The organism is Sphingomonas sp. HT-1 (assembly GCF_048568905.1).
GTDB lineage: Bacteria > Pseudomonadota > Alphaproteobacteria > Sphingomonadales > Sphingomonadaceae > Sphingomonas.
This window is the reverse complement of sequence record NZ_CP183770.1, coordinates 1,434,540-1,458,519: the sequence shown is the minus strand read 5'-3', so window position 1 is coordinate 1,458,519 and position 23,980 is coordinate 1,434,540. Positions and strand designations below refer to the sequence as shown.

The 23,980-nt window shown below is 64.8% G+C and carries 16 protein-coding genes and 2 tRNA genes; 11 read left to right on the top strand and 7 right to left on the bottom strand.

Annotated elements, in window-relative coordinates:
- Positions 1-5: 5 nt before the first annotated feature.
- Both ACNFJ7_RS06800 and ACNFJ7_RS06795 read right to left on the bottom strand, forming a co-directional pair.
- On the bottom strand, positions 6-1,448 hold the full coding sequence (locus ACNFJ7_RS06800) for a hypothetical protein (RefSeq protein WP_019368053.1): 1,443 nt from the start codon (positions 1,446-1,448) through the stop codon (positions 6-8).
- 118 nt (positions 1,449-1,566) lie between these two features.
- Entirely contained in the window at positions 1,567-2,427 is an 861-nt protein-coding gene (locus tag ACNFJ7_RS06795; RefSeq protein WP_019368054.1) for a PhzF family phenazine biosynthesis protein, read from the bottom strand.
- A gap of 313 nt (positions 2,428-2,740) precedes the next feature.
- Between ACNFJ7_RS06795 and glf the strand changes: the two genes are divergently transcribed.
- Positions 2,741-4,945, top strand: coding sequence for a UDP-galactopyranose mutase (gene glf / locus ACNFJ7_RS06790; protein WP_019368055.1), 2,205 nt, complete (start codon positions 2,741-2,743; stop codon positions 4,943-4,945).
- Between the two features lie 41 nt (positions 4,946-4,986).
- Here glf and ACNFJ7_RS06785 read toward each other — a convergent pair whose 3' ends face one another.
- Positions 4,987-6,126 carry a cellulase family glycosylhydrolase gene (locus ACNFJ7_RS06785; protein ID WP_019368056.1) on the bottom strand — a complete coding sequence of 380 codons (1,140 nt, stop codon included), beginning with the start codon at positions 6,124-6,126 and terminating at the stop codon, positions 4,987-4,989.
- A 224-nt stretch (positions 6,127-6,350) separates the two neighbouring features.
- On the opposite strand from ACNFJ7_RS06785, the gene ACNFJ7_RS06780 reads away from it, so the two are divergent.
- The 3 genes from ACNFJ7_RS06780 (at position 6,351) to clpX (ending at position 10,711) form a co-directional block, all read left to right on the top strand.
- Positions 6,351-8,555 (top strand): family 1 glycosylhydrolase, encoded by a 2,205-nt coding sequence (locus tag ACNFJ7_RS06780; protein ID WP_019368057.1) that lies wholly within the window; start codon positions 6,351-6,353, stop codon positions 8,553-8,555.
- 110 nt (positions 8,556-8,665) lie between these two features.
- Positions 8,666-9,301: an ATP-dependent Clp protease proteolytic subunit gene (locus ACNFJ7_RS06775; protein ID WP_019368058.1), complete on the top strand. Its 636-nt coding sequence runs from the start codon at positions 8,666-8,668 to the stop codon at positions 9,299-9,301.
- 144 nt (positions 9,302-9,445) lie between these two features.
- Positions 9,446-10,711 carry an ATP-dependent Clp protease ATP-binding subunit ClpX gene (gene clpX / locus ACNFJ7_RS06770; protein WP_019368059.1) on the top strand — a complete coding sequence of 422 codons (1,266 nt, stop codon included), beginning with the start codon at positions 9,446-9,448 and terminating at the stop codon, positions 10,709-10,711.
- A gap of 91 nt (positions 10,712-10,802) precedes the next feature.
- On the opposite strand, the gene ACNFJ7_RS06765 is transcribed toward clpX, so the two are convergent.
- The 3 genes from ACNFJ7_RS06765 to ACNFJ7_RS06755 all read right to left on the bottom strand — a co-directional run bounded on the left by ACNFJ7_RS06765 (position 10,803) and on the right by ACNFJ7_RS06755 (position 12,804).
- On the bottom strand, positions 10,803-11,423 hold the full coding sequence (locus ACNFJ7_RS06765; RefSeq protein WP_019368060.1) for a hypothetical protein: 621 nt from the start codon (positions 11,421-11,423) through the stop codon (positions 10,803-10,805).
- A gap of 89 nt (positions 11,424-11,512) precedes the next feature.
- Complete coding sequence (locus tag ACNFJ7_RS06760; RefSeq protein ID WP_019368061.1) at positions 11,513-12,136, bottom strand: methyltransferase family protein; 624 nt, start codon at positions 12,134-12,136, stop codon at positions 11,513-11,515.
- A complete protein-coding gene (locus ACNFJ7_RS06755) occupies positions 12,118-12,804 on the bottom strand; it encodes a M1 family metallopeptidase (protein WP_419724243.1) in 687 nt (228 codons plus the stop codon). The genes ACNFJ7_RS06760 and ACNFJ7_RS06755 overlap by 19 nt, the downstream gene beginning before the upstream one ends.
- Positions 12,805-14,053: 1,249 nt before the next feature.
- Here ACNFJ7_RS06755 and lon point away from each other — a divergent pair.
- The 5 genes from lon (at position 14,054) to ACNFJ7_RS06730 (ending at position 21,789) form a co-directional block, all read left to right on the top strand.
- A complete protein-coding gene (gene lon, locus ACNFJ7_RS06750; RefSeq protein ID WP_019368063.1) occupies positions 14,054-16,462 on the top strand; it encodes an endopeptidase La in 2,409 nt (802 codons plus the stop codon).
- A 157-nt stretch (positions 16,463-16,619) separates the two neighbouring features.
- Entirely contained in the window at positions 16,620-16,892 is a 273-nt protein-coding gene (locus ACNFJ7_RS06745) for an HU family DNA-binding protein (protein ID WP_019368064.1), read from the top strand.
- Positions 16,893-17,003: 111 nt separating this feature from the next.
- Positions 17,004-17,078, top strand: a tRNA-Val gene (locus tag ACNFJ7_RS06740).
- A gap of 241 nt (positions 17,079-17,319) precedes the next feature.
- Positions 17,320-18,921, top strand: coding sequence for a hypothetical protein (locus ACNFJ7_RS06735; protein ID WP_019368065.1), 1,602 nt, complete (start codon positions 17,320-17,322; stop codon positions 18,919-18,921).
- Positions 18,922-19,005: 84 nt separating this feature from the next.
- Positions 19,006-21,789: a TonB-dependent receptor domain-containing protein gene (locus ACNFJ7_RS06730; RefSeq protein ID WP_019368066.1), complete on the top strand. Its 2,784-nt coding sequence runs from the start codon at positions 19,006-19,008 to the stop codon at positions 21,787-21,789.
- 72 nt (positions 21,790-21,861) lie between these two features.
- On the opposite strand, the gene ACNFJ7_RS06725 is transcribed toward ACNFJ7_RS06730, so the two are convergent.
- Positions 21,862-22,530, bottom strand: coding sequence for a prolyl hydroxylase family protein (locus ACNFJ7_RS06725; protein ID WP_037512872.1), 669 nt, complete (start codon positions 22,528-22,530; stop codon positions 21,862-21,864).
- Between the two features lie 117 nt (positions 22,531-22,647).
- Here ACNFJ7_RS06725 and ACNFJ7_RS06720 point away from each other — a divergent pair, with 117 nt between their 5' ends.
- Both ACNFJ7_RS06720 and ACNFJ7_RS06715 read left to right on the top strand, forming a co-directional pair.
- Positions 22,648-23,829, top strand: coding sequence for an ATPase, T2SS/T4P/T4SS family (locus ACNFJ7_RS06720; protein WP_019368068.1), 1,182 nt, complete (start codon positions 22,648-22,650; stop codon positions 23,827-23,829).
- A gap of 57 nt (positions 23,830-23,886) precedes the next feature.
- Positions 23,887-23,963 (top strand) — tRNA-His (locus ACNFJ7_RS06715).
- The last annotated feature ends 17 nt before the right edge of the window (positions 23,964-23,980 follow it).

Below are 23,980 nucleotides of genomic sequence, written 5' to 3'. Positions count from 1 at the left end.
CAAGGTCAGCTGGCCGGAAGGCGGCCGCGCCGCTCGCTGCCGCCCGCGGGCGCAACTCGCGGCCGCTGGGGTACTGCCGCCGCCGCGCCGCGCCGGGCCCAGAGCTGTAGCGGCAGCGCGGTAAGCATCGCGAAGGTCAGGGCAAGTGCCGGGCCGAAATCGGGCGTGGTGCCTGCGAGGATGATCGGCACGGCGAGCGTGATCATCGCCCGCTTGGCCCCGCGGGCCATCAGCCATTCGGGCGAGCCGTCCACGGGGAACGTCGCCAGCAGCCGCGAAAGAATGAAGCCGAGCAGCAGCAATCCGCCAATGATGCCGGTGCTGGAGACGACCGATACCGCCCAGTTGGACGCGCGCGTTCCGCCGAGGCCGACGCCGAAGCCGTAGCTATGGGCGAGCGCTTCGAGGCTGGTCGCGCTCCAGCTGGAGCGCTCTTCGAAGGAGCCGCTCTGCGTCTTCTTGAGTACCATCTCGTCAAAGATCGCGAACACCTCGTCGGTCAGCGGCGCGCCGGCGATGAACACCAGCGCGAGGAGGGAGGCTGCGCCGGCGGCGATCCAGGCTTCGAACAGCAATCCCCCCCGCCGCCTTGCAAAGCCCGTGCTGGTGAGACGGCCGACATAATCCGCCGCGGCAATGCCCAGGGCGGCGATTAGCCCGACGATCGCCGAGGAGGAGGTGGAGAGGCACGCGAAGACGAACAGACCCGCGAGGATGCCGGTCTGCACGGGGGCGGTCCAGGCCGGCAGCAGGGTTGCAGGACGGACGAAATAGATCAGGCCGAGAAAGCTGACCGTCGTAGCGCCGAACACCGACGCTTCGGCACCGAAGCCGACAACGCGGCGGGTGCCCGCGGCCACGGAGTCGGCCAGATAGGTATAGTCTGCCGTCCGCACCACCTCGAGCGCTGAAGTATTCGCCAGCGCCATGTCGATCATGCCGGAAAATACCGCCATCGCCCCGCCGATCAGCAGCCCTTCCGCCACATGGCGCCGCCCGGCCTCGGTGAGCAGGATGCAGTGGAAAGCAAGCACGAGCATGAAGGATGCGAGCAGATAGATGGATTGCGACAGGTGCGCCGATTCATAGGCAAGCGGCACGACGACGGGCTGGTTCATGCCCAGCACCGGAATGCCCGGGAAAAGGCTGGGCGCCAGCGCGGTGACCACCAGGGCGACAACCATGAACGTCGTCAGCAGCGCCATCTGATTGGGGTTGAACAGCGCATCCCACAACATGCTCGATCGCGGCACGGCCAAAATCGCTTTCACAACGATCAGCGGGATGATCATCGACGTGCAGAGAAGCGACAGCGAGGCCGTCAGCTCTGCCGGGACGACGGCGAAGGAGGAAAAGGACAGGGAAATGAAGAAGAACCAGATGCAGTAGCGCATCGGGAGGAAGGCGATGACGGCGTAAATTGCCCAGAAAACCGCAATGGCGATCATGTAAAACCGTTCCCCCGACGCGATGTCGGCCCGTTCCCGCCCAGGGCCCACACCATCCCGATACGTTAAACGCAAGTAACGACACGCGCCCATAAGGTGCCTGTCTTGCGTACGAAGATCAGCTGCCGGCGGCAAGGGCCGGCAGCGATCCTTCGGCAATCGTCAGGGTCCGGCCGCCGATCCACGCCTGGCCGGTATCCGCCTCGAATTCGACCCGAACGCGCCCGTCGCGGCCGATCGCCGTCCCCTGAGCAGCGACATAGCCGTGGGTGACGCGGCCGGTTTCGAACAGCCATTGCGCCACCGCGGCGTTGAAGCTGCCGGTAATGGGGTCTTCCACGATCCCGCCGAACGCATCGCTGAACAGCGTACGGATTTCCCAATCCACGGCGCCGCCCTGCGGATGCGGGCCGACCAGCCCGATCTCGATGCGCTCGGCATGGTATCGCACCGGGTCCACCGCGAGCACAGCTTCGGCAGAATCGAGCAGCACCGCGATCCAGCCCGGGCCGTTATCCGCCCAGACGCAATCGACGATCGCCGCTGGATCCAGCCGCAACAGCGCCGCGACCTCGGCCCGCGTCTCGGCCGCCACGGGCCCGGTGCGCAGCCGCGGCGGCGCCGCGAAGGCAAGCAACTCGCCCGTGCGACGGATCGGCACTTCGCCTAGGCCGCATTGCTGGACGATGGTGTCGCCACCGGCAGGAACGCCGCCCGCCGCCAACCAGGCGTGGCAGGCGCCAAGCGTGGGGTGGCCGGCAAAGGGCAGTTCGCGATCCAGCGTGAAGATGCGCACGCGATAATCGGCGCCCGGCACGGTCGGTGGCAACAGGAACGCCGTTTCGCTGAGGTTGAACCAGCGGGTGATCGCCTGCATCGCCATTGTATCGAGCGCCTCGCCCCCAAACACGACGGCCAAGGGATTGCCGGTGAACGGCCCATTGTGAAAGACGTCGACCATCGCAAACCCGTGATCCATGCGGAATCTCCCCTGCCGCCAATGCGGCCGCGGAGCGGTCTTAGCGATTCTGTCGCGCGCTGAAAACGACGGGCACCATTGTCGAAATAAGCGCCGACGACATATTTTGATTAACCTGTATCATGTTAATTTCCAACGTATTTTACAGGTTATCCGTGGAACGCGCTGCTTGGTGCGTGGGTTGTCTAAGGCGGCATTAACAGGGAAGCTGTCCTTGACCACTCATGCATCCGTCCACCATCGCAGCAGTTTTTCACTGATCTGCTTTTCGCACCTCCGCTGGAACTTCGTTTTTCAGCGCCCCCAGCATCTGATGACGCGTCTCGCACGCAACATGGACGTGTTGTTCTGGGAAGAGCCCGTTGAGGACGAGGGGCCTACGCCGTGGCTGGAACTGCGCGATGACGCGTCCGGCGTGACGGTGGCGGTACCGCATCTTCCAATGACGATGCATGCCGAGGATCGGGTCGCTGCGCTGCGGGTACTGCTCGACGATCACGTCGCCGGCCAGGAAGGCCGGTTGCTGCGCTGGTACTATACGCCGATGATGCTGCCCTTTTCGCGGCATCTGGATAAGGCCTGCACCGTCTATGACTGCATGGACGAGTTGAAGAACTTCCGCTTCGCCCCGCCCGAACTGATGCCGCTGGAGCAGGAGCTGTTCGGGCTGGCTGACCTTGTCTTCACCGGCGGGTACAGCCTCTACGAAGCGAAGCGGGAAAGCCACGCATCGGTGCACGCGTTCCCGTCGAGCGTAGACACGGCGCATTTCGCGCAGGGTCGGGCGTTGATGCAGGATGCGCCCGATCAGGCCGGGCTGCCACGCCCCCGGCTGGGCTTCTATGGCGTGATCGACGAGCGGATGGATCTGGAGTTGATCGCCGCGATCGCCGATGCGCGGCCGGACTGGACGATCGTCATGGTCGGCCCGGTGGTGAAGATCGACTTGGCCGAACTGCCGCAGCGGGCAAACGTCGCCTGGCTGGGATCGAAGAGCTATGCCGAGTTGCCGGCCTATGCGGGTGGCTGGGACATTGCGCTGATGCCGTTCGCGATCAATGAGGCGACGCGCTTCATCAGCCCGACCAAAACGCCGGAATATCTGGCGGCCGGCTTGCCCGTGGTCTCCACGCCGATCGTCGACGTCATCCGCCATTACGGCGACGTCGCCGGCGTATATGTTGCGGACGGCGCGGCGGCTTTCCTCGATGCCTGCGAGCAGGCGCTCGCCCTTCGCGGTAGCGGGGATGTCTGGCGCGTCGAGGCGGATGCGCTGCTGGCAGAGCAGAGCTGGGACCAAGTTGCGGCGCGGATGCTGAGGCTGATCCTGCAGGTCGCCGAGCCCGACCAGCCGCTCCTCAAGCCCGTTCGCAGCGAGCATTACGACTATCTGGTGGTAGGCGCCGGTTTCGCTGGATCGGTGATGGCCGAGCGGCTCGCCGCCGATGCTGGCAAGCGCGTGCTGGTGATCGACAAGCGGCCGCACATCGCTGGCAACGCCTTTGATCATCAGGATCAGGCCGGCATCCTGATCCACCAATATGGTCCGCATATCTTCCATACCAACAGCGCCGACATCTTCGACTATCTCTCGCGGTTCACCGCGTGGCGGCCTTATGAGCATCGCGTGCTGGCGGAAGTGCGCGGGCAGCTGGTGCCGATCCCGATCAACCGGACGACGTTGAACAAGCTGTTTGGCCTGTCACTCGAAACCGAGGAGGAAGCGGCGGAGTTCCTTGCCGCGCGCGCCGAGCCGGTGACCGTGATCCGCAGTTCGGAGGACGTGGTGATCTCGGCTGTTGGCCGCGAGCTCTACGAGACCTTTTTCCGCGGCTATACGCGCAAGCAATGGGGGATCGACCCGTCCGAACTCGACAAGAGCGTCACGGCGCGGGTGCCCACCCGAACGAATACCGACGATCGCTACTTCACGGATCGCTTCCAGGCGATGCCGCGCGACGGCTTCACGGCGATGTTCGCGAAGATGCTCGATCATCCGAATATCGATCTCGAACTCGGCGTGACGTTCGAGGAAGCCAAGCGTCGGTTCAACTTCGACCAGATCGTCTATACCGGGCCAATCGACGAATATTTCGACTTCCGCTTCGGCAAGCTGCCCTATCGGTCGCTGCGCTTCGAGCATGTCCATGAGGACCGCGAATGGGCGCAGCCGGTAGCGGTGGTGAATTATCCCGACGAGGCGGTGCCCTATACCCGGGTGACCGAGTATAAACACCTGACCGGACAGCAGGCGCCGAACACCAGCCTGACCTACGAATATCCGAGCGCGGAAGGGGACCCCTATTACCCCATTCCCCGCCCGGAAAATCAGGCGCTGTTCAAGCAATATGAGGCGCTGGCCGAGGCGACCAAGGGCGTGTTGTTCGTCGGCCGGCTCGCGACCTATCGCTACTACAACATGGACCAGGTCGTCGGGCAGGCGCTCGCCACTTATCGCCGCCACATTGCGGAGGAGCGTGAGGTGGAGACGGTGAACGCAGCCGCGCTGGCGGAGTAGGTGGCCCGCCACCCCCTCCCGCAACCGGGAGGGGGCGCAGGCTAGGCAGCTTTCGCTTCGCCTTCCGGCGCAGCGGGAACATCCTTGCCGGCCTCGACTTCGATCAGCGGCCAGTGCGGCGTCTTGTCGTCGAGCGCGCGGAGCAAGCGGAGGAATTCGACCTCGGTATCGTCATACGGGACGCCGCCGACGTCAAAGATGTCATGGAACCACTTGTCCTTGAGCCCTGCGAGATTCGGGTTTTCCCACGCCGCCCAAGGCAGGTGCGTCTGCGTCTTGCCGCGTACCAAGCCCCAGCAGAAGGCGCCGACATGCTTTTCGCGCGCGACCGGCAGGATCGCCTCGAATGTGCTACCCGCCGGGCGCGCCATGAATTCGGTGCACCAGATCGGCCGGTTGAACACGCTGAGCCACTCAATGCGCTGGGCGAAATCCTCGGCCGTGCCGTAATTGTGGAACGAGATCACGTCCGACAGGCCGGTCTGGGCCTGCTGCAGCGGCGTGAGCAGATCGGGCGACGACCAGTCGCCGAGCCAGATTCCGCTGGTGAGCGGCTGCACGGGACGCATGCTGCGTGCCCAGCCGAAGGCGTCGACCAGCACCGGCAGGACCAGATCCGCCTTCGCGTTCAACTCGCCCGCGTCGCAAAGCGACACTTCCGGGCCGTTGTCCGGCTCGTTCCAGATGTCCCAGGCGAGAACTCGGCGATCGGTGCGGAACCGGCCGACGACACCCTTGATGTAGGATTCGAGCCGCGGATGCTGGCTGGGATCGCGCAGCGCGGGGATGCCGGGCGACTGCACCCAGCCCGAGTTGTGCACGCCGGGCTTCGGTGCAGGCTGTGGCCCCAGCACGGGATCGGGATGCCAGCACGAGTCGAACAGCACCAGCATCACCCGAATGCCAAACGAATCCGCAACTGCCAGCATGGTATCGATGCGATCCAGAAAGCCTTCGGGATCCTCGGCCCAGAGCAGATCGTGGAGATAGACGCGCACCGCATTCATGCCGACGTCCGCCGCCAGGGCCATCTCCGTGCGAATGGCTTCGATATCGAACGTATCGGCTTGCCACATTTCGAGTTGGTTGATCGCATTCGAAGGCGTGAAGTTGCAGCCCATCACCCAGGGCTGGCGTACGAACCATGCCTTGGCTTCGATTTCCGTCCAGCGCGCCACCATCGTTCCAAACTCCGCAACCGGCTTTGCCGGGATCTGCCTGTAACCTTCGCTAACCATGTTGTTTTTATAGGCGCAGAAGTGAATTGCGGATGTACCCGCTACGCGCTTCGCCGGAGGTTTTTTGCGTCCTTTTGCGACGAGCGGAGCGGCCTTGCTGATCCAGGTTTATCTTTCGGCCGGGTTCGGGCCGGACCTCAACGTTCGTGCAGCCATTGAGGACGTCCATGCCACCACTCGAATTATGGGGCGGTGCCGAGTGCACCGTGAATCGCGTCGGCGATCGATATCGCGATCAGTCGATTGAAACCGGGCATCATGATAGGCCCGGCGATATCGATCGCATCGCGGCGCTTGGTGTGCGCGCCCTGCGCTTTCCGGTGCTGTGGGAGCGGGTGTGCCCGGAAGATCCCGCCCAATGCGACTGGACGTGGAGCGACGAGCGGCTTGCGCGGCTGCGCGAACTGGATGTGCGGCCGATCGCCGGGTTGGTGCATCACGGTAGCGGGCCGCGGCGCACGAACCTGCTCGATCCCGATTTCGGCAGGAAGCTGGGCGACTATGCCGCGCGCGTGGCCGAACGCTATCCCTGGATCGCGGACTGGACGCCCGTGAACGAGCCGCTGACCACGGCGCGGTTCGCCGCGCTATATGGCCATTGGTATCCGCATGCGCGTGATGAAGGCAGCTTTTGGCGAGCATTGGTGCATCAGGTCGAAGGCGTGCTGCACGCGATGGCCGCCGTGCGGGCGGTGCGCCCCGATGCCCGGCTGATACAGACCGACGATCTCGGCAAGACCTATGGCACGCCGAGGACTCAGGGGCAGGTCGCCTTTGACAATCACCGCCGCTGGATGGGCTGGGATCTGCTCTGCGGTCGCGTGGTGCCGGGCCACGCGATGTGGGACCGGCTTGCCGAATTCGGGCTGCAGGGGAAGCTGGAAGCGATCGCGGCGGCGCCGTGTCCGCCCGATCTGATCGGGATCAACCATTATCTGACCAGCGACCGCTTCCTGGACGAGCATGTCGCCGCCTATCCGCCTGAAATGCGCGGGGGCAATGGCAGCGTCGTCTATGTCGACACCGAGGCGGTGCGAGTGCTTAATCCCGCACCTGACGGACTAGCCACGGCACTGGCCGAAGCATGGGAACGCTTTCGCATCCCGATCGCGATCACCGAAGTGCATAATGGCTGCACGCGCGAGGAGCAGATGCGCTGGATGCGCGATGCCTGGGACGATGCCGAGGCGGCGCGGGCGGTGGGCATCGACGTGTGCGCGGTGACGGCCTGGTCGCTGTTCGGCGCTTCGGGCTGGAACACGCTGCTCACCGGTCCCGGCGTGTATGAGCCGGGCGTGTTTGACCTGCGCGGCGGCGATGGCCCTCGGCCCACCGCGATGGTGCCGCTGTTACAGGCGCTGGCAACGGGTGAGCGCGCGACGGCGCCGGCGCTGACGGGCGAGGGCTGGTGGCGGCGCGACCTGCGCGTCACCCATCGCAGCCATCCGCACCCGGTACCGGCGGAGCGGGCACGGCGCATGACGGAGGAAGCCCGCCCGCTGCTGATCGCCGGCGCCACCGGCACGCTGGGCCAGGCGCTGGCGCGGGTTTGCGCCTTGCGAGGCCTTGCCCACATCCTCACCGATCGCGCGATGCTGGACCTGCACGATGGCGAGTCCATCGCGCGGGCGCTCCAGCGCCATCGGCCCTGGGCGGTGATCAACGCCGCCGGCTGGGTGCGCGTGGATGAGGCGGAGGACGCGGAAGCTGCCTGCTTCGCCGCGAACTGCGTCGGCGCGGCCGAACTCGCCATTGCCTGCGCCGAGCGCGGCATCGCGACGGTGAGCTTCTCCAGCGACCTTGTGTTCGACGGCATGCTGGAACGCCCCTATACGGAGCGCGATCCCTGCACGCCGCTGGGCGCCTATGGCCGCAGCAAGGCGGCGATGGAGGCGGCGATCGGCGCGCTGACAGGGCAGCATCTGATCGTGCGGACGGCCGCGTTCTTCTCGCCGTGGGACCAGCACAACTTCGCCGTCCATGCGGTGGAGGCGCTGGCGGCGGGGCGGCGCTTTGCGGCGGCGTCGGATCAGATCGTCTCGCCGACATATGTGCCGCAGCTGTGCCACGCCGTGCTCGACGAACTGATCGACGGAACGGGCGGAGTGCTCCACCTGGCCAACCAGAGCGCGGTCAGCTGGGCGGATTTTGCCGCTGCGGTAGCGGAGGTCTGCGGACTACCGACCGGTCTGATCGACGCCGTACCTGGCCGCGCGCTGGGCTGGAAAGCAGCGCGACCGCGTTACGTCCCGCTCGCCAGCCCTCGCATGCCAACCTTCGCAGCCGCGCTACAAGCTTTTGCAAACGCACCCGAAGTGCGGGAACGGATCGCGCGGGCAGACCGGCAGGCGGCGGCGCTGCAATCGGCCTGAGTGTCCACCTCCGGTACAGTCCCTCTTGCGCTGGGCTGTCGGAGCGCCGATGTTGTGGCGGGCAATAAACAACCACGAGATCATCCCACATGCATCCGCTTTCCGGTCAGATGACCATCGATCCCGTTACCGGCGCACTCGTTCCCATCGTTATCGAACAGTCGAGCCGCGGCGAGCGCAGCTTCGACATTTATTCGCGCCTGCTGCGGGAGCGGATCGTGTTCGTGACCGGCCAGGTTGAAGACCATATGGCCTCGCTGATCACCGCCCAGCTGCTGTTCCTCGAATCGGAAAATCCGAAGAAGGACATCTGGATGTACATCAACTCGCCGGGCGGCGTCGTCACGGCGGGTATGGCGATCCACGACACGATGCAGTATATCCGTCCGCGCGTCGGCACGGTGTGCATCGGCCAGGCGGCGTCGATGGGGTCGTTCCTGCTGGCGTCGGGCGAGCCGGGCCTGCGCGTGGCGCTGACCAACGCCCGCATCATGCTGCACCAGCCTTCGGGGGGTGCGCAGGGCATGGCGTCGGACATCGAGATCCAGGCGAAGGAAATTCTCCGGATCCGCGCGCGTATGAACGCGCTGTATTCGAAGTATACCGGCCAGCCGATCGAGAAGATCGAAACGACGATGGATCGCGACTCGTTCTTCGAAGCCGAGGAGGCCAAGGCCTTCGGGATCGTGGACGAGGTGTACGAGAAGCGGCCGGTGCCGACCGAGGATGCGGCAGCGGGTAATTAAGACTATTAGACTATCCTCGGCCGCCTGACGGTTCCCGGTGCATGGAACGTCGGGCGGGCGGGGCGATTATGGATTGCCGGAACTTCGCCTGCGTGTAGGATGGCAGGCGAGCGTAGCGCGCCCGAGGCGCGAAGGATGGATTGAATGACCAAGCTCAGCGGCGGTGACTCGAAGAGCACGCTCTATTGCTCCTTCTGCGGCAAGAGCCAGCACGAGGTGCGCAAGCTCATCGCCGGCCCGACCGTGTTCATCTGCGATGAGTGCGTCGAGCTGTGCAACGACATCATCCGCGAGGAAACCAAGTCCTCGCTGGTGTCGAAGAAGGACGGGGGCGTCCCCACGCCGCAGGAAATCTGCGACGTGCTCGACGATTACGTCATCGGCCAGAAGAAGGCGAAGCGCGTCCTCTCGGTCGCGGTGCACAACCACTACAAGCGGCTGAACCACGGCGCCAAGGGTGCCGATGTCGAGCTCGCCAAGTCGAACATTCTGCTCGTCGGCCCCACCGGCTGCGGCAAGACGCTGCTGGCGCAGACGCTGGCGCGCATCCTCGACGTACCGTTCACCATGGCCGATGCCACCACGCTCACCGAGGCCGGCTATGTCGGCGAGGACGTGGAGAACATCATCCTCAAGCTGTTGCAGGCTTCCGACTACAATGTTGAGCGGGCGCAGCGCGGCATCGTGTACATCGACGAGATCGACAAGATCAGCCGCAAGGCCGAGAACCCGTCGATCACCCGCGACGTGTCGGGTGAAGGCGTGCAGCAGGCGCTGCTCAAGCTGATGGAAGGCACGACCGCGAGCGTTCCGCCGCAGGGCGGCCGCAAGCACCCGCAGCAGGAATTCCTGCAGGTGGACACGACCAACATCCTGTTCATCTGCGGCGGTGCCTTCTCGGGCCTCGAGAAAATCATCGGTGATCGCCTGCAGGGCAAGTCCATCGGCTTCGGCGCGCATGTCGCAGCCCCCGACGAGCGCCGCACCGGCGAACTGCTTCGCCAGACCGAGCCGGAGGATCTGCTCAAGTTCGGCCTGATCCCCGAGTTCGTCGGCCGTCTGCCGGTGATCGCGACGCTGGAAGACCTCGACGTCGAGGCGCTGATCAAGATCCTGACCGAGCCGAAGAACGCCCTGGTCAAGCAGTATCAGAAGCTGTTCGACATGGAGGCGGTCAAGCTCGGCTTCACCGACGACGCGCTCACCGCCGTCTCGAAGAAGGCGATCGAGCGCAAGACCGGCGCACGCGGCCTCCGCTCGATCCTCGAAGGCATCCTGCTCGACACGATGTTCGACCTGCCCAGCATGGACGGCGTCGACGAAGTTGTGGTCGACAAGGACGTGATCGAGGGTCGCAAGGAACCGGTGCGGATCTATGCCAAGAAGGAGAAGGCCGGCAGCGCCGCCTGAACCTGTCCGATCGACGGTAAAATCGGAGACGCGGTAGCAATTGCTGCCGCGTCTCTTTTTTGTCGATTGATCGGCGATGGCCGCCGGCAGTTCAGTTTGCGGGGGTGGCGGCGGGCGTTTCTGCCGGGGCAGGCGCATCAAGCGGTTCCGGCCATCGCAGCCCGTGCAGCAGATCGGCGAAGGCCCGGCTGAAATCGCTATCGCGCGCCCAGCTGGCGCGGGCGGCAACAAGCCAGGCATTGCCCGCCGGGCAGAACAGGTAGCTTTCCGACGTCAGCGGCTGTTCTTTACCATCGAGCTGGCCGGTAAGCGCAAAGCGTGCATGATAACCGACGTCGGCGGTGCGGCCGGAGGGTGAGGGCCAGCGGCCGCTCTGCGTGATCTGCACGTCGCCATAAGACTGGACCACGCTTTTTTCCATTTCCTGGAAACTGGCGGCGCAGCTCCGCTCGGGCGTGGCTGGGTATAGGTACAGCGTCACGAACGCTATCTGGCCGCCCTGGCGTACCGCATATCCGGCGCTGACATCGTTTCCGGCATCGTCATATTCGTGGATGCGCGTCCGCATTGCGGTACCCAAACGATCGGGGAATACCAGCCCGGTCGGGCCGTGCGTCCAGGGACCCTCGATTTGCAAATCGCGCTGGGCCGATGCAGGGCAGGCGATGCAGGCCAGTCCGGCGCCCGCTGCTGCCAACCAGAGTTGCTTCATGCCTCTGCCTCGTTCGCTTCGCCGTGCATCCTTGTGCGCAGGGTCGCAGAGCCGTGGTGCGAATGCAATGTCGAGCAGGCCCGCCGCGGTCAAAACAGCTTGGGAATGAAGCGCTTCACCCGCGCAGCATAGCGTTCATAGCCATGACCAAAGCGCTCTCGCAGCAGCCGCTCCTCGGCGCTGACGCGCAGCCAGGTGCCGTAGCAGAAGAAGGGAAAGCCGACCAGAAACCCGCGCCAATGGCCGAAAGCGATGGCAAAAGCGAGTAAGGCTGCGAATAGGCCGGCATAGATGGGATGCCGGATCGTGGCGAACGGCCCCCAGGTGACCAGATCATGGTCCCCCCGGGTGCGGGCAGCGAAGCTCCAGTTGTTCTGCAACGCGAACGCGGCGGTCGCGAACAGGCCGATGCAGAAGCCCATCAGGATCGCCACCGCTACCGCCTGGCCCAGCGACGCCGCCGAACCGGCCTGGAGCGTCGGCTTGACCGGACCCAGAGCGACCAGCACGAAACCGATGGCTTGCAACAGCATTCCGCGCCTGGATGGCACATGCGCCGAGGCAGCGGCGCGCGATCCGCCGGCCCGATGCACCCGCCATTGGACGAAGGCGACGGCACCCACAAACAGCAGGAGACCGACCAACAGCGCCGCCAGCCCTGGCGTCCCCACCGGTACCGGGCCGACGATGCCGGTTAACGCTGACTCGCCCATTGTTGATATGCCTCCACGGAATCCGAGCGCCGAAGCACATGTGCGTTGGGGTCGAGAATGATATGCGCGCCGGCCGGAACGGTGAGCGTTTCCGCACCGCCCGCCATCGTCGCGCGGCGGGGTTGGCCGTCTACCGTGAAGTCGACGGGCATCGGGAAGAGCCGGTCCTGCGGCGTCTTCCAGCGCAGCCGCAGCTGATCGCCGCTGCGTTCTACCTGCAGGTCCGGCAGGGCCGCCTGATAGAGGTATGCATCAAAGAACCAGCCCAGATCGCGTCCAGTCACCTGCTGGACGATGGTGATGAACTCCGCTGTCGTCGCGAAGCGCGGCTTGAAGTTTCCGGGTCGTGGATCGGGTCTGCCATAGACGAGCCGACGCGTGGCTTCGAAAAACTGTGCATCACCGATCAGGTAGCGCAGCGTATGCAGTACCCAAGCACCCTTGTAGTAGATATCTTGCCCTGGGCCGCCCTTGGCTTCTTCGTAGACGTCTTCCTCGGTGCGGATCTTGCCGGACACGATCGGCGCCTTATTGCGAATGGCGAGACGGAACTGGTCCATCATTACGGCATAGCGAGCATCGCCTTCGCGCCACTGGGCGTATAGGGGCTGCATGTATTGGGTAAAGCCTTCGTGAAGCCAAAAGTCATCCCAGTTGGCAACCGTCATCTGGTTGCCGAACCATTCATGGCCCAGTTCGTGCTGGAAAATCTCGTCGAAACCCGAGGGTGTCTTGCGATAGTTGTTGCCATAGGCGTTGATCGTCTGGTGTTCCATGCCGAGGTGCGGCGTCTCGACCACGCCCAGCTTTTCGTCGGTCCAGGGATAGGGGCCGATCATCTGTTCGTAGAAATCCACCGTCGGCGCGAACTCGGCGAACAGCGCCTTGGCCTTCGCTTCCCGGCTTGGCAGGTACCAGTAGATGAGCGGGAAGCTGTTGCCGAAGCGGCTGCGATAGTCCGTCCGCAGCTCCTGATAGGGCCCGATGTTGAGGGCGATGTCGTACGGGTTGGGGCTGCGGGCGCGCCAGTGCCAGGTGGTGCGGCCGTCCGCCAGCGTGTCTACACGGAGGAGCTTGCCGTTCGACGGCGCCTTCAGGCCCGCTGGCACGGTTATGTGCAGATCGACCAGATCCGGTTCGCCGCGGGGGAAATCGAGGCACGGCCAGAAAAGATCGCAGCCATAGCCCTGCGCCGTCGTCGCCACCCAGGGCTGTTTGTCGCCCGGCGTGGTCGACCAGACCAGCCCGTCGTCCCACGGCGCGCGCACGGCGACATGCGGGGTACCGCCATAAGCGATCGCGGCGGTGACGATATCCCCTGCTTTGACCGGGCGGGGAAGGGCGATGCGCAGACGACCGTCTGGGTTGCTCCAGCGATCCCGCTTCAGCACGGTGCCGTCGATGCGGATCGAACTGACCGGCAGATTGCGGTCCAGATCGATCAGCAGTTGGGTGAGCGGCGCGCTGGTCCGCAACTTGAGCGTCGCAGTGCCGAGAATGCTGTGGCTGGCCGGCTGCACCTCGATCGCAAGATCGACATGGTCGAGATGCAGCGCGGCGCGATCGGCTGCGATCGGGCCGCCCGATTCTTGCGTTATCGCGGTGATCGGCGGGTTGCCACGGGTCTGTCCCTGCGCAGGCAGCAGCGGGGCGGCAAGGCCGGCGGCCAAAAGGCTCCAGATCAACGCGTTCCGCACCTCAGGCTCCGTTCCTTGGCAAATTTTTGGAAGAATGCGACCAGGCGATGCTTACGATGACAAGATGTTGCGGCGCAACGCGAATGTTTCGCTGCCGTGCCGGGGAAGGGCGTTCGGAAGCGTGTTGCGCCCGGTTTCCGTCGCGCACGATTGATGCGGCGGCGCTTCGTCCCATATAAAGAGGAACAAGGAGCCCCGATGGGGCGGACCCGGAGTTTTCATGAAGCAGTCTTACCCCGTCCTGCCGCTTCGCGACATCGTCGTTTTCCCGCACATGATCGTGCCGCTGTTCGTCGGCCGCGATAAGTCGGTGGCGGCGCTGGAAGCGGCGATGGCCGACGACAAGGAGATCTTCCTCGTCGCGCAGCTCGATCCCGCTGAGGATGATCCCGGCCGCGAGGATCTCTATGACACCGGCGTTTCGGCCGAAGTGCTGCAACTGCTGAAACTGCCCGACGGCACGGTGCGCGTGCTGGTCGCCGGCAAGCAGCGCGGCAGCCTGTCCTCGATCGAGGAAGCCAACGGCTATCTCACCGCGCATGTCGCGCCGGTGGCCGAGGATGACACGACGTTGGAGGCGGCGAGCGCCGAGCTGAAGGCGCTGATGCGCTCGGTCGTCGAGCAGTTCGAGAATTATGCCAAGCTCAACCGCAAGCTGCCGGCCGAAACCGCAGTGCAGTTGGGCGAGCTGGACGATCCCTCGCGTCTGGCCGATGCCGTAGCCGCCAACATCGCCGTGAAGGTCGCCGACAAGCAGTCGCTGCTGGTGGAGAACGATCCCCAGAAGCGCCTGGAAATGGTGTTCGCCTTTATGGAGGGCGAGCTGGGTGTGCTGCAGGTGGAGAAGAAGATCCGCAGCCGCGTGAAGCGGCAGATGGAGAAGACCCAGCGCGAATATTACCTCAACGAACAGCTCAAGGCGATCCAGCGCGAGCTGGGTAACGAGGGCGAGGACGGCGAGGGCGATGAAGTCGCCGAGCTGACGCAGAAGATCGCCACGCTCAAGCTTTCGAAGGAGGCCCGCGCCAAGGCGCAGGGCGAACTGAAGAAGCTCAAGACGATGGCGCCGATGTCAGCTGAGGCGACCGTGGTGCGCAACTATCTCGACGTGCTGCTGGGCCTTCCCTGGGGCAAGAAGTCCAAGCTGAAAAAGGACATCGCCGAGGCGCAGGGCGTGCTCGACCAGGATCACTATGCCCTGGAGAAGGTGAAGGACCGGATTGTCGAATATCTCGCGGTCCAGGCACGCACCAACAAGCTGAAGGGGCCGATCCTGTGCCTCGTCGGCCCGCCGGGCGTGGGCAAGACCAGCCTGGGCAAGTCGATTGCCAAGGCGACCGGCCGCGAGTTCATCCGCCAGTCGCTGGGCGGCGTTCGCGACGAGGCCGAGATCCGCGGCCACCGTCGTACGTACATCGGCTCGCTGCCGGGCAAGGTTGTGTCGAACCTGAAAAAGGCCGGCACCTCGAACCCGCTGTTCCTGCTCGACGAAATCGACAAGCTGGGCCAGGATTTCCGCGGCGATCCCGCCTCGGCGCTCCTTGAGGTGCTGGATCCGGAGCAGAACAGCAAGTTCAACGACCATTATCTGGAGATCGACATCGATCTTTCGGACGTGATGTTCGTGTGCACGGCCAACTCGCTCAACCTGCCCCAGCCGCTGCTCGACCGCATGGAGATCATCCGGCTCGAGGGCTACACCGAGGACGAGAAGGTCGAGATCGCCGAGCGGCACCTGATCGCCAAGCAGATCGACGCGCACGGCCTGAAGGACGGGGAGTTCGTCCTTACCAACGCGGGCCTGCGCGACCTGATCCGCTACTACACCCGCGAGGCCGGCGTGCGCACGCTGGAGCGCGAGATCGCCAAGCTCGCCCGCAAGAGCCTGCGCAAGATCCTCGAGGGCAAGGAGACCCAGGTCACCATCACGCCCGAAAATCTCGCGGACTATGCCGGCGTTCGGAAATACCGCTTCGGCGTGGGCGAGGAGGAGCACCAGATCGGTGCGGTCACCGGCCTTGCCTGGACCGAAGTGGGCGGCGAGCTGCTGACCATCGAGAGCGTCACCGTGCCTGGCAAGGGCGCGATCAAGACGACCGGCAAGCTGGGCGACGTGATGAAGGAATCGGTGGAAGCCGCGTTCAGCTTTGTCCGCGCGCGCAGCCCGAGCTACGGCATCAAGCCGAGCCTGTTCGCGCGGAAGGACATCCACGTCCACCTGCCCGAAGGCGCGGTGCCGAAGGACGGTCCGTCGGCGGGCATCGGCCTGGTCACTTCGATCGTCTCGACGCTCACCGGTGTATCGGTGCGCAAGGACGTGGCGATGACCGGCGAAGTGACTCTGCGTGGCCGTGTGCTGCCGATCGGTGGCCTGAAGGAAAAGCTGCTCGCGGCGCTGCGCGGCGGCATCAAGATGGTGCTGATCCCGACCGAGAACGAGAAGGACCTGGCGGAGATTCCCGCGAACATTCGTGAGGGTCTGGAGATCGTGCCGGTTGCGCATGTCGACGAAGTGCTACGGTTGGCGCTGACCGAACCGCTCACCGCAATCGACTGGTCGGACGCGGACGAACTCGCTACGCAGCCGCCCGCAGGCGTACCCGCGATCGGAGACGCACTGCATCATTGACAAAACGCAACATTTCTGACGCAATTCCGTCCGAAAGGTTTTGACTCCGGCGGCTGCGCTGTGCTGACTCGCAAGCTGGCGCAGCCGCCGCGACTCATTGCATCATTCATCGTTTTCAACGCGATATTACGCACAGAATCAGGGGGTTTGCACCAGCATGAACAAGCAAGAGCTGATCGGTCAGGTCGCCGATGTTTCGGGACTGGCCAAGGGCGATGCCGTTAAAGCTGTCGAAGCGGTTTTCGATGTGATCGCCGGCGCGCTCAAGAAGGGTGACGAAGTCCGCCTTGTTGGGTTCGGCACGTTTTCGGTCAGCAAGCGCAAGGCTTCCACGGGTCGCAACCCGCGCACGGGCGAGGAAATGACGATCAAGGCGTCCAACCAGCCGAAGTTCAAGCCTGGCAAGGTTCTGAAGGATTCGGTGAACTGAACAGCCGGCGGCAAAATTCATCCTCGCCATCCGACGGGGCTGGACAGCGCCGCATCTGGGCTCTAAAGGCCCGCTTCCCGTTTCGGCCATCGGGTTTCTACCCCGGCCAATGGGCGCGTAGCTCAGTGGTAGAGCACTGTGTTCACACCGCAGGGGTCGCTGGTTCAATCCCAGCCGCGCCCACCATATAGAGAGCCCGCCGGCAGCGATGCCGGCGGGCTTTTTCCTATTGGACCGCCGTCCGCGCGCGAAGCGCGACGAGCGGAAACGATGTCATAAATCTGTTATTGGCACGTCACTCAAACGTCTTTCGAACCGCATATCAGCGTCATCCGAGCCCGCTAGGGGCTCGCTCGGGCGCAAAAGGGGCATTGAACATCACCGCCGCGCGCCCGCTCTGAAACGATTCCACGGGAGATATTGCGCGATGGCGAGCTTCAAGCGCTACGGCCTCATGTTCATGACGACAGCCGCCACTGCGGCCCTCTCCGCCTGCAACGGCGCGGACAACGTAGCGTCGCCGGGCGCGGGCAGTGTCGTCATCGTCACCCCGACCCCCACGCCGACGCCGACGCCCACCCCGACGCCGACTGCCAACATCACGGCAGCCCAGTTCGCGGCGCAGACCACCGTCAACGGCATCACCATCACGTCGGATGAGCAGCTCACGCTGGTGAACGGCGGCAGCAACAATAATGTCAATGGCACCAGCGCCAACATCAGCGGCCTGTTCCCGGCGACGGCGACTTCGCTGACCACGGCGACCGATCCCTCGTCGCTGGGCAGCTTCTTCACCAGCACCAACTATGTCGGTGCGCTGAATGGCCCGACCGACACCGCGTTCCAGCAGTGGACCTGCAACTCGACCAGCGGGAACTTCGGTGGCACCGGCGCAGCCTGCACCGCCGTTCCCGCCATCGGCACCGGCGGTTCGACCGCAGCCTGCCCGGCCGGCACGACCGATGACGGCCTGGTCGCCACGTTCCGCGCGTGCCGCCTGCCGACCACGATCACGACCGATCTGTCGCTGCCGAAGATTGCCGGCGTCTTCTATCGCCTGCGCGGCCAGACGGAAGTCGGCACGGATCTGGGTGCAACGGGCGCGGCGGGCGTGACGCTCACCATCGCCGCCGGCGTGGTGATCGCCGCGGATTCGAGCGAGGCGACCAACGACCTGCTGCTCGTCAACCGCGGTTCGAAGATCCAGGCAGTGGGTACGCGCGACGCGCCGATCGTCTTCACCTCGCAGCAGAACCTGACCAGCAACGGCGTGAGCGATGCCACCCAGGGCCAGTGGGGCGGCATCATCCTGCTCGGCCGTGCGCGCACCGCAGTTTGCGCCACCGGCACCGGCGGCAGCAACCCCACGCCGTGCCAGCAGGCGATCGAAGGCGTGACCGGGCGCTTCTATGGCGGCACGAACGATGCCGACAATAGTGGCCAGATGTCCTATGTGCAGATCCGCTTTTCCGGCATCGCCATCTCCGACGGCAACGAACTGCAGGGCCTGACGCTGGGCGGCGTGGGTTCGGCCACCGTGCTCGATCATATCCAGAGCCACAACTCGGCCGACGATGGCATCGAGATCTTCGGCGGCGCATCGAACATCAAGTATATCGCGGTGACCGGCGCGGACGATGACGGCTTCGACGTCGACAATGGCTGGCGCGGGTTCATGCAGTTCATGATCGCTTCGCAGAAGGTTTCGGGCGCGACGGCGGACTCGTTCTCGACCGAGATCGACTCCAACAACGCCGAAGATCTGCTGCCGCGCACCTGGGGCCGCTACGCCAACTTCACCTTCCTCCAGACGGCGAATGCGCCGGCGGCGATCCGCCTGCGCGGTGGTGCGGACATGACCTTCATCAACGGCATCGTGAAGACGGTGTCGGGCGTCGCCTGCGTCAACCATGTCGCCGGCGAGACGAGCGCGACCGATCGTTCGACCATCCGTGCGAAGAACGACGCGCTGCAGGATCAGGGTCCGCCGGTGTTCACCTCGGTCTTCTTCGCCTGCAACGGCCGCTAAGGCCGCAGATCGAAGCGAACCCTTGCCGGGGTGGTGGCAGCCACCACCCCGGCATGCACTTACTTCTGACTGGATGACACGGCCATGCAGCGACGCCACGCCTATGCCACGCTTCTTCTTCTGACGTCCCAGCTCGTGCCCGCGGCCGCGCTTGCCCAGAGCACCGGCACGCCGGCGCCCGCACCGAGCACCGTCAGCCCTGCAACCACGGATGCGCCCCAGGCGCAGGACGCGCAGCAGGAGGTGGAGGTTTCCGCACCTGGGTTCGACTCCTCGGTCCCGCAGGATATCGTCGTTACCGGCCGTTTCATCCCCAACGTTGTCCGCTCGACGCCGCAGATCGTGTCGGTGCTGTCGACCGAAGATATCGCGCGTACCGGCGAAGGCGATATCGCCGGCGCGCTGAGCCGCGTGACCGGCCTCAGCGTCGTGGGCGGCGGCTTCGTCTATGTCCGCGGCCTGGGCGATCGTTATTCCTCGTCGCTGCTGAACGGTTCGCCGCTGCCCAGCCCGGAGCCGCTGCGCCGTTCGGTGCCGCTCGACATCTTCCCCACCACGATCGTCGGTTCGGCGCTGGTCCAGAAGACCTATTCGGTCAATTATCCGGGCGAGTTCGGCGGCGGTGTCATCAATCTCACCACCACGGCGATCCCGAAAAAGGATTTCCTGCATTTCGGCGGATCGCTTGCGGCCGACGACATGACCACCAGCGAACTGGGCTACACCTATTTCGGCGGCAAGACCGACTGGCTGGGCTTCGACGACGGTACCCGCCGGGTCCCCGACTTCATCCGCAACGCGACCACCGGATCGGGTATCATCCCTGCCGAACAGGTGCTGCAGCTTTCGAATGCTTCGACCACGCTGCTGCAGAGCAATGCCCAGCTCCCGGCCAACTGGTCGGCGGAGATCAGCGGCGGTGGTGCGCTCGACATCGGTTCCGATCAGATCGGCTTGGTTGCCTCGGTGGGGTACAGCAACACCTGGCGCACGCGCCTCATCACCCAGCAGGACAGCGTCAACACCAACGGCGACCTGCGCAACGATTTCCGCACGCTGCTGACCGATAACCGGATCGTCGGCAACGCGCTGCTCGGCCTTGGCTATTCGTTCGGCGAGAACACCGTGCGGCTCACCAACGTCTATATCCGCGACGTGCTGAAGCAGGCCCGCGGTTCGGCGGCCGAAGTGTACAACAACGCCAGCGGCCTGCGCTTCCAGCAGAACACCAACTGGTTCCAGCGCGAGCTGTTCGAAACGCAGCTGGTCGGCGAGTTCCGCCCGTTCACCGGCGTGAAGCTCGACGTTCGCGGCGCCTATGCCAACTCCAAGCGCAACGCGCCCTATGAGCGCCAGTTCGACTATCTCTGCTCGAACCGCACCACCACCGGCCAGCCGATCACCTATGACGGCGGCAACGGTGCGACCGGCTTCCAGTGCGACGGCGCCTATCAGGTGACGCAGCGCTTCACGCCGTTCGCGTCGATCATCTTCTCCGACCTGAACGAAAACCTGTGGACCGGCCAGGCGGACCTTTCCTATGCGTTGCCCGACGCGATCCCGCTCACGCTTTCCAGCGGCTATTATTTCTCGGACACGCAGCGCTTTTCGCAGCGGCTTCAGTTCAACTATCAGACGAGCGTCGGCGGCGGCACCGCGCCGGGCTATCCGTACAACCTGCTGCGGCCGGACTATCTGCTGAGCCCGGATGTGGTGAACAACGCCTGCCCGCAGGTCGGCACGGGTGCGTGCACCATCCAGTTGCAGTTCAGCACGCCGCTGGGCGCCTATGCCTATGATGCGGGTCTGCGCATCCATGCCGGCTATCTGCAGGCCGAAACCGATGCGATCGAAGGCGTGCGTGCGGTTGCCGGCGTTCGCTACGAAACGGCGAAGGAGTTCGTCACGCCCGTCAACACGACGACCACGCGACTCGACAACGACTATTGGCTGCCGGCGCTGACGCTGACCTGGAACTTCGCCCCGGACATGCAGCTGCGCGGCAGCTACTCCAAAACCATCTCGCGCCCGCAGTTCCGCGAGCTGGCGCCGCAGCAGTTCCGCGATCCGGAATCGGATCGCCTGTTCTTCGGCAATCCGTTGCTGCAGGATTCGAAGCTCGACAATTTCGAGGCGCGTTACGAATGGTTCTTCGCGCGCGAACAGCGGTTCACGGCGGCCGGCTTCTACAAGCGGATCCTGAACCCGATCGAGCAGGTGGGCTTCTACACCGGTTCGGACGATCGCCTGCAGACCGGCTTCACCAATCTGCCCAAGGCGACGCTGTATGGCGGCGAAGTCGAAGTGCAGAAGTATATCCCGCTGCGCGGGCTGAACAGCGCCTTCTTCGCAACGCGCCGCATCACCGCGATCGCGAACTACACCTACACCCATTCGGAGATCACGGCCGACGACGGCTGCGTGCCGAACGTGCTCAATCAGACGATCGGCACGTGCGCCGCCGGGTTCGGCCCGGCTTCGCTGCAGTTCCGCGATGGCGCGCCGCTGACCGGCCAGTCCGACCACCTGGTCAATCTGCAGCTCAGCCTGGAGGACACGACGCGGCTTTCGCAGCTGACCTTCCTGTTCAACTATGCCAGCGACCGCGTGACCAACCGTGGTCCGTCGAACCTGTCGGGTACGGGCTTCCAGCCCGACGTGGTGGAGCGACCCGGCATCCAGTTCGACATCGTCGCCCGTCAGGGGTTCGAGATCGGCGGCGCGGCGTTCGAACTGAAGCTGGAGGGCCGGAACCTTACGCGGACGCGGTTCAACGAGCGTCAGACGTTCGAGAACGGCAACGTCGTCTACACCAACCGCTATATCCGCGGACGGGTGGTCAGCGTGGGCCTTAGCACCACCTTCTGATCGCGGCGCGATGCACCACGCAAAACACCCCGGAAGTGGAGACTTCCGGGGTGTTTTCGTATCTGCCGCCGATCAGCCCCAGGGGCGTTGGCGGAACCACTGGGTGATGACGTATTTGGTGCCGGCACGCACCTTCATCGCGTGGTGGATGGTCGCCGGATTCACCGTGCCGTCGGGCCGCAGATTGTTCCAGGCGAGCAGCTTGCCGGTTTCGGGCTGGACGGTCTTGTCGATCGCCTTGAACCGCGTAGCGCCGCCGGCCTCCACTTCGTTCAGATACAGCATTACCGTCCAGGTGCGCTGGCCCGCGATGCTGCAATATTGATCAAAGTCTGCGGTGTTCGGCTCGAAATAATCGGTGTGCGCCTTGAACTCCTGCCCGATTTCGTAGCGCTGACCCTGCATCGGCTCGCCATGATCCGGGTGCAGTCCGGTGAGAGCGACGATGCGCTGCTTCAGCGTGGAGACCAGCGGATCCTCCGCCGGCAGATCGCAGGTTTCGCTGGTACGGAAAGCATAGTCGCTGCCGGCATTGGCCAGCGTCGAGGGGCGACGATCGCGGTCGATCCGATCGATCAGCTGTCGGCAATGGTCAGCTTCCAGAAAGTTGCGCAGCACAAACAACGTCAATTTTGGGCTGGGAACGCGCTGAATGCCAGGGTGGCGCTGCAGGCGCTCGACGATGGGCTCGGAAGGGTGGCCGCTGCCCAGAGTAGCGGGGAGGGGGACGTCTGACTGCATGCCGCGCTTCTGCCAAATCCGACCCGGCGGTGCCAGCGTGCCGCGGAACTGTCACAAAAAAGACGCGCCACGGAAATGGCGCTTTCCTAGCGCGGTCCGGCGGCGGGGCAGGGGACGGTGCAGGTGACGATCGAGATGGACAAGGCACGCGCGGGCGGCGCGGGGCGGCCGCATACCGAGGATCAGGCTGTCGCGCGGCTGCTGGAGCAACTGCTCGACGAGGCGATGCGGCTCGATGCCTCGCATCTGCATTGCGACCCCGGCGAGGAACACGCGGAACTGGCGTTTCGTACCGGCGGGCTGCTGCATCCCTATCGCCAGCTTTCCACCGAACAGGCCCGCCTGCTGGTCGAGCGGGTGACGCAGGAGGCGGACATGGGCGCTCCAGGACAGTCGCCGACCCAGGGGGGTCTGCCCTGGCGAGGGCAGGCCTTGGAAGTGTCGCTGCTGCCGGTGCTGCATGGCCATCGCATGGTGCTGCGGCGGCCGCCGATGCAATCCGGCCATCGCGGGCTGGAGGCGCTGGGGATCGGCAGCGCGCTGGCGCAGGAGGTGCGGACCGCACTTGCCGATTCTGGCCTGATCCTGGTCGCTTCGCCTGCGAACAACGGCCGCGGTGCCACGCTCCATATGCTGGCCAGCATCGCCGCTAGCCGGACCCGGCCGCTGCTTGCCATCGCTCCCAATCCCGTGCCGCCGTCCGCCGGCGTAACCGTGATCGATTCGCGATGCGCCGCCGTCGCCGACTCGATCATCGCGGCGATTGTCCAGGACATCGATGTGCTGATGATCGATTCGATCGAGGATCGCGCCGTGGCAGCGGCGGCGATGGCGGCCGCGCAGGCGGGGCGTCTGGTGATCGCCGGCATCGAAGCGCCGAGCGCGGTGGCCGCCATCCAGCAGATGCGCAACTGGCGGATCGACGCGTTCCAGCTCGCCTCAACGATGAGCATGGTGCTGGCGCAGCGACTCGTGCAGCGGCTGTGCGGCACGTGCCGCGAGCCGGTCCAGGCCAGCGGTTCGGTATCGGCGCTGCTGGGGTTCGATCCCGGCGCGATCGTCTATGCCCCCGCGGGCTGCGGCGCTTGTAGCGGCACCGGGTTTTCGGGGCAGACGGCGGTATTCGAGGGAATTCGCGGCGACGCGACGATTCGGCGGCTGGTGAACGATGGTGGAGACGCGGCTATCCTGGCGCGCCATGCCTTCATCCAGATGCCCAATCTAGGGTCGGCTGCCCGCACCCTGGCAAGAACGGGCGTGACGACGCCGGAGGAAGCGGTTAGGATTTCGCGCGGATAAGGCGTGTAATGATCTTGCGCTCGGGCGCGGACCCGGCTAAGCGCGCACTCCTTCACGGCGACCATAGCTCAATCGGTTAGAGCGCTGGTTTGTGGTACCAGAGGTTGCGGGTTCAATTCCCGTTGGTCGCCCCATTTTCTCACAGCGCGGA

What these genes read in the sequence shown, in the direction of transcription:
- glf (WP_019368055.1), top strand. Translation starts at nt 2,741, where the DNA reads ATGACGCGTCTCGCACGCAACATGGACGTGTTGTTCTGGGAAGAGCCC.
- ACNFJ7_RS06755 (WP_419724243.1), bottom strand. Translation starts at nt 12,804, where the DNA reads ATGACGGTTGCCAACTGGGATGACTTTTGGCTTCACGAAGGCTTTACC.
- ACNFJ7_RS06765 (WP_019368060.1), bottom strand. Translation starts at nt 11,423, where the DNA reads ATGAAGCAACTCTGGTTGGCAGCAGCGGGCGCCGGACTGGCCTGCATC.
- ACNFJ7_RS06780 (WP_019368057.1), top strand. Translation starts at nt 6,351, where the DNA reads ATGCCACCACTCGAATTATGGGGCGGTGCCGAGTGCACCGTGAATCGC.
- ACNFJ7_RS06725 (WP_037512872.1), bottom strand. Translation starts at nt 22,530, where the DNA reads ATGCAGTCAGACGTCCCCCTCCCCGCTACTCTGGGCAGCGGCCACCCT.
- lon (WP_019368063.1), top strand. Translation starts at nt 14,054, where the DNA reads ATGAAGCAGTCTTACCCCGTCCTGCCGCTTCGCGACATCGTCGTTTTC.
- ACNFJ7_RS06775 (WP_019368058.1), top strand. Translation starts at nt 8,666, where the DNA reads ATGACCATCGATCCCGTTACCGGCGCACTCGTTCCCATCGTTATCGAA.
- ACNFJ7_RS06785 (WP_019368056.1), bottom strand. Translation starts at nt 6,126, where the DNA reads ATGGTGGCGCGCTGGACGGAAATCGAAGCCAAGGCATGGTTCGTACGC.
- ACNFJ7_RS06745 (WP_019368064.1), top strand. Translation starts at nt 16,620, where the DNA reads ATGAACAAGCAAGAGCTGATCGGTCAGGTCGCCGATGTTTCGGGACTG.
- ACNFJ7_RS06760 (WP_019368061.1), bottom strand. Translation starts at nt 12,136, where the DNA reads ATGGGCGAGTCAGCGTTAACCGGCATCGTCGGCCCGGTACCGGTGGGG.
- ACNFJ7_RS06735 (WP_019368065.1), top strand. Translation starts at nt 17,320, where the DNA reads ATGGCGAGCTTCAAGCGCTACGGCCTCATGTTCATGACGACAGCCGCC.
- ACNFJ7_RS06795 (WP_019368054.1), bottom strand. Translation starts at nt 2,427, where the DNA reads ATGGATCACGGGTTTGCGATGGTCGACGTCTTTCACAATGGGCCGTTC.
- clpX (WP_019368059.1), top strand. Translation starts at nt 9,446, where the DNA reads ATGACCAAGCTCAGCGGCGGTGACTCGAAGAGCACGCTCTATTGCTCC.
- ACNFJ7_RS06730 (WP_019368066.1), top strand. Translation starts at nt 19,006, where the DNA reads ATGCAGCGACGCCACGCCTATGCCACGCTTCTTCTTCTGACGTCCCAG.
- ACNFJ7_RS06800 (WP_019368053.1), bottom strand. Translation starts at nt 1,448, where the DNA reads ATGATCGCCATTGCGGTTTTCTGGGCAATTTACGCCGTCATCGCCTTC.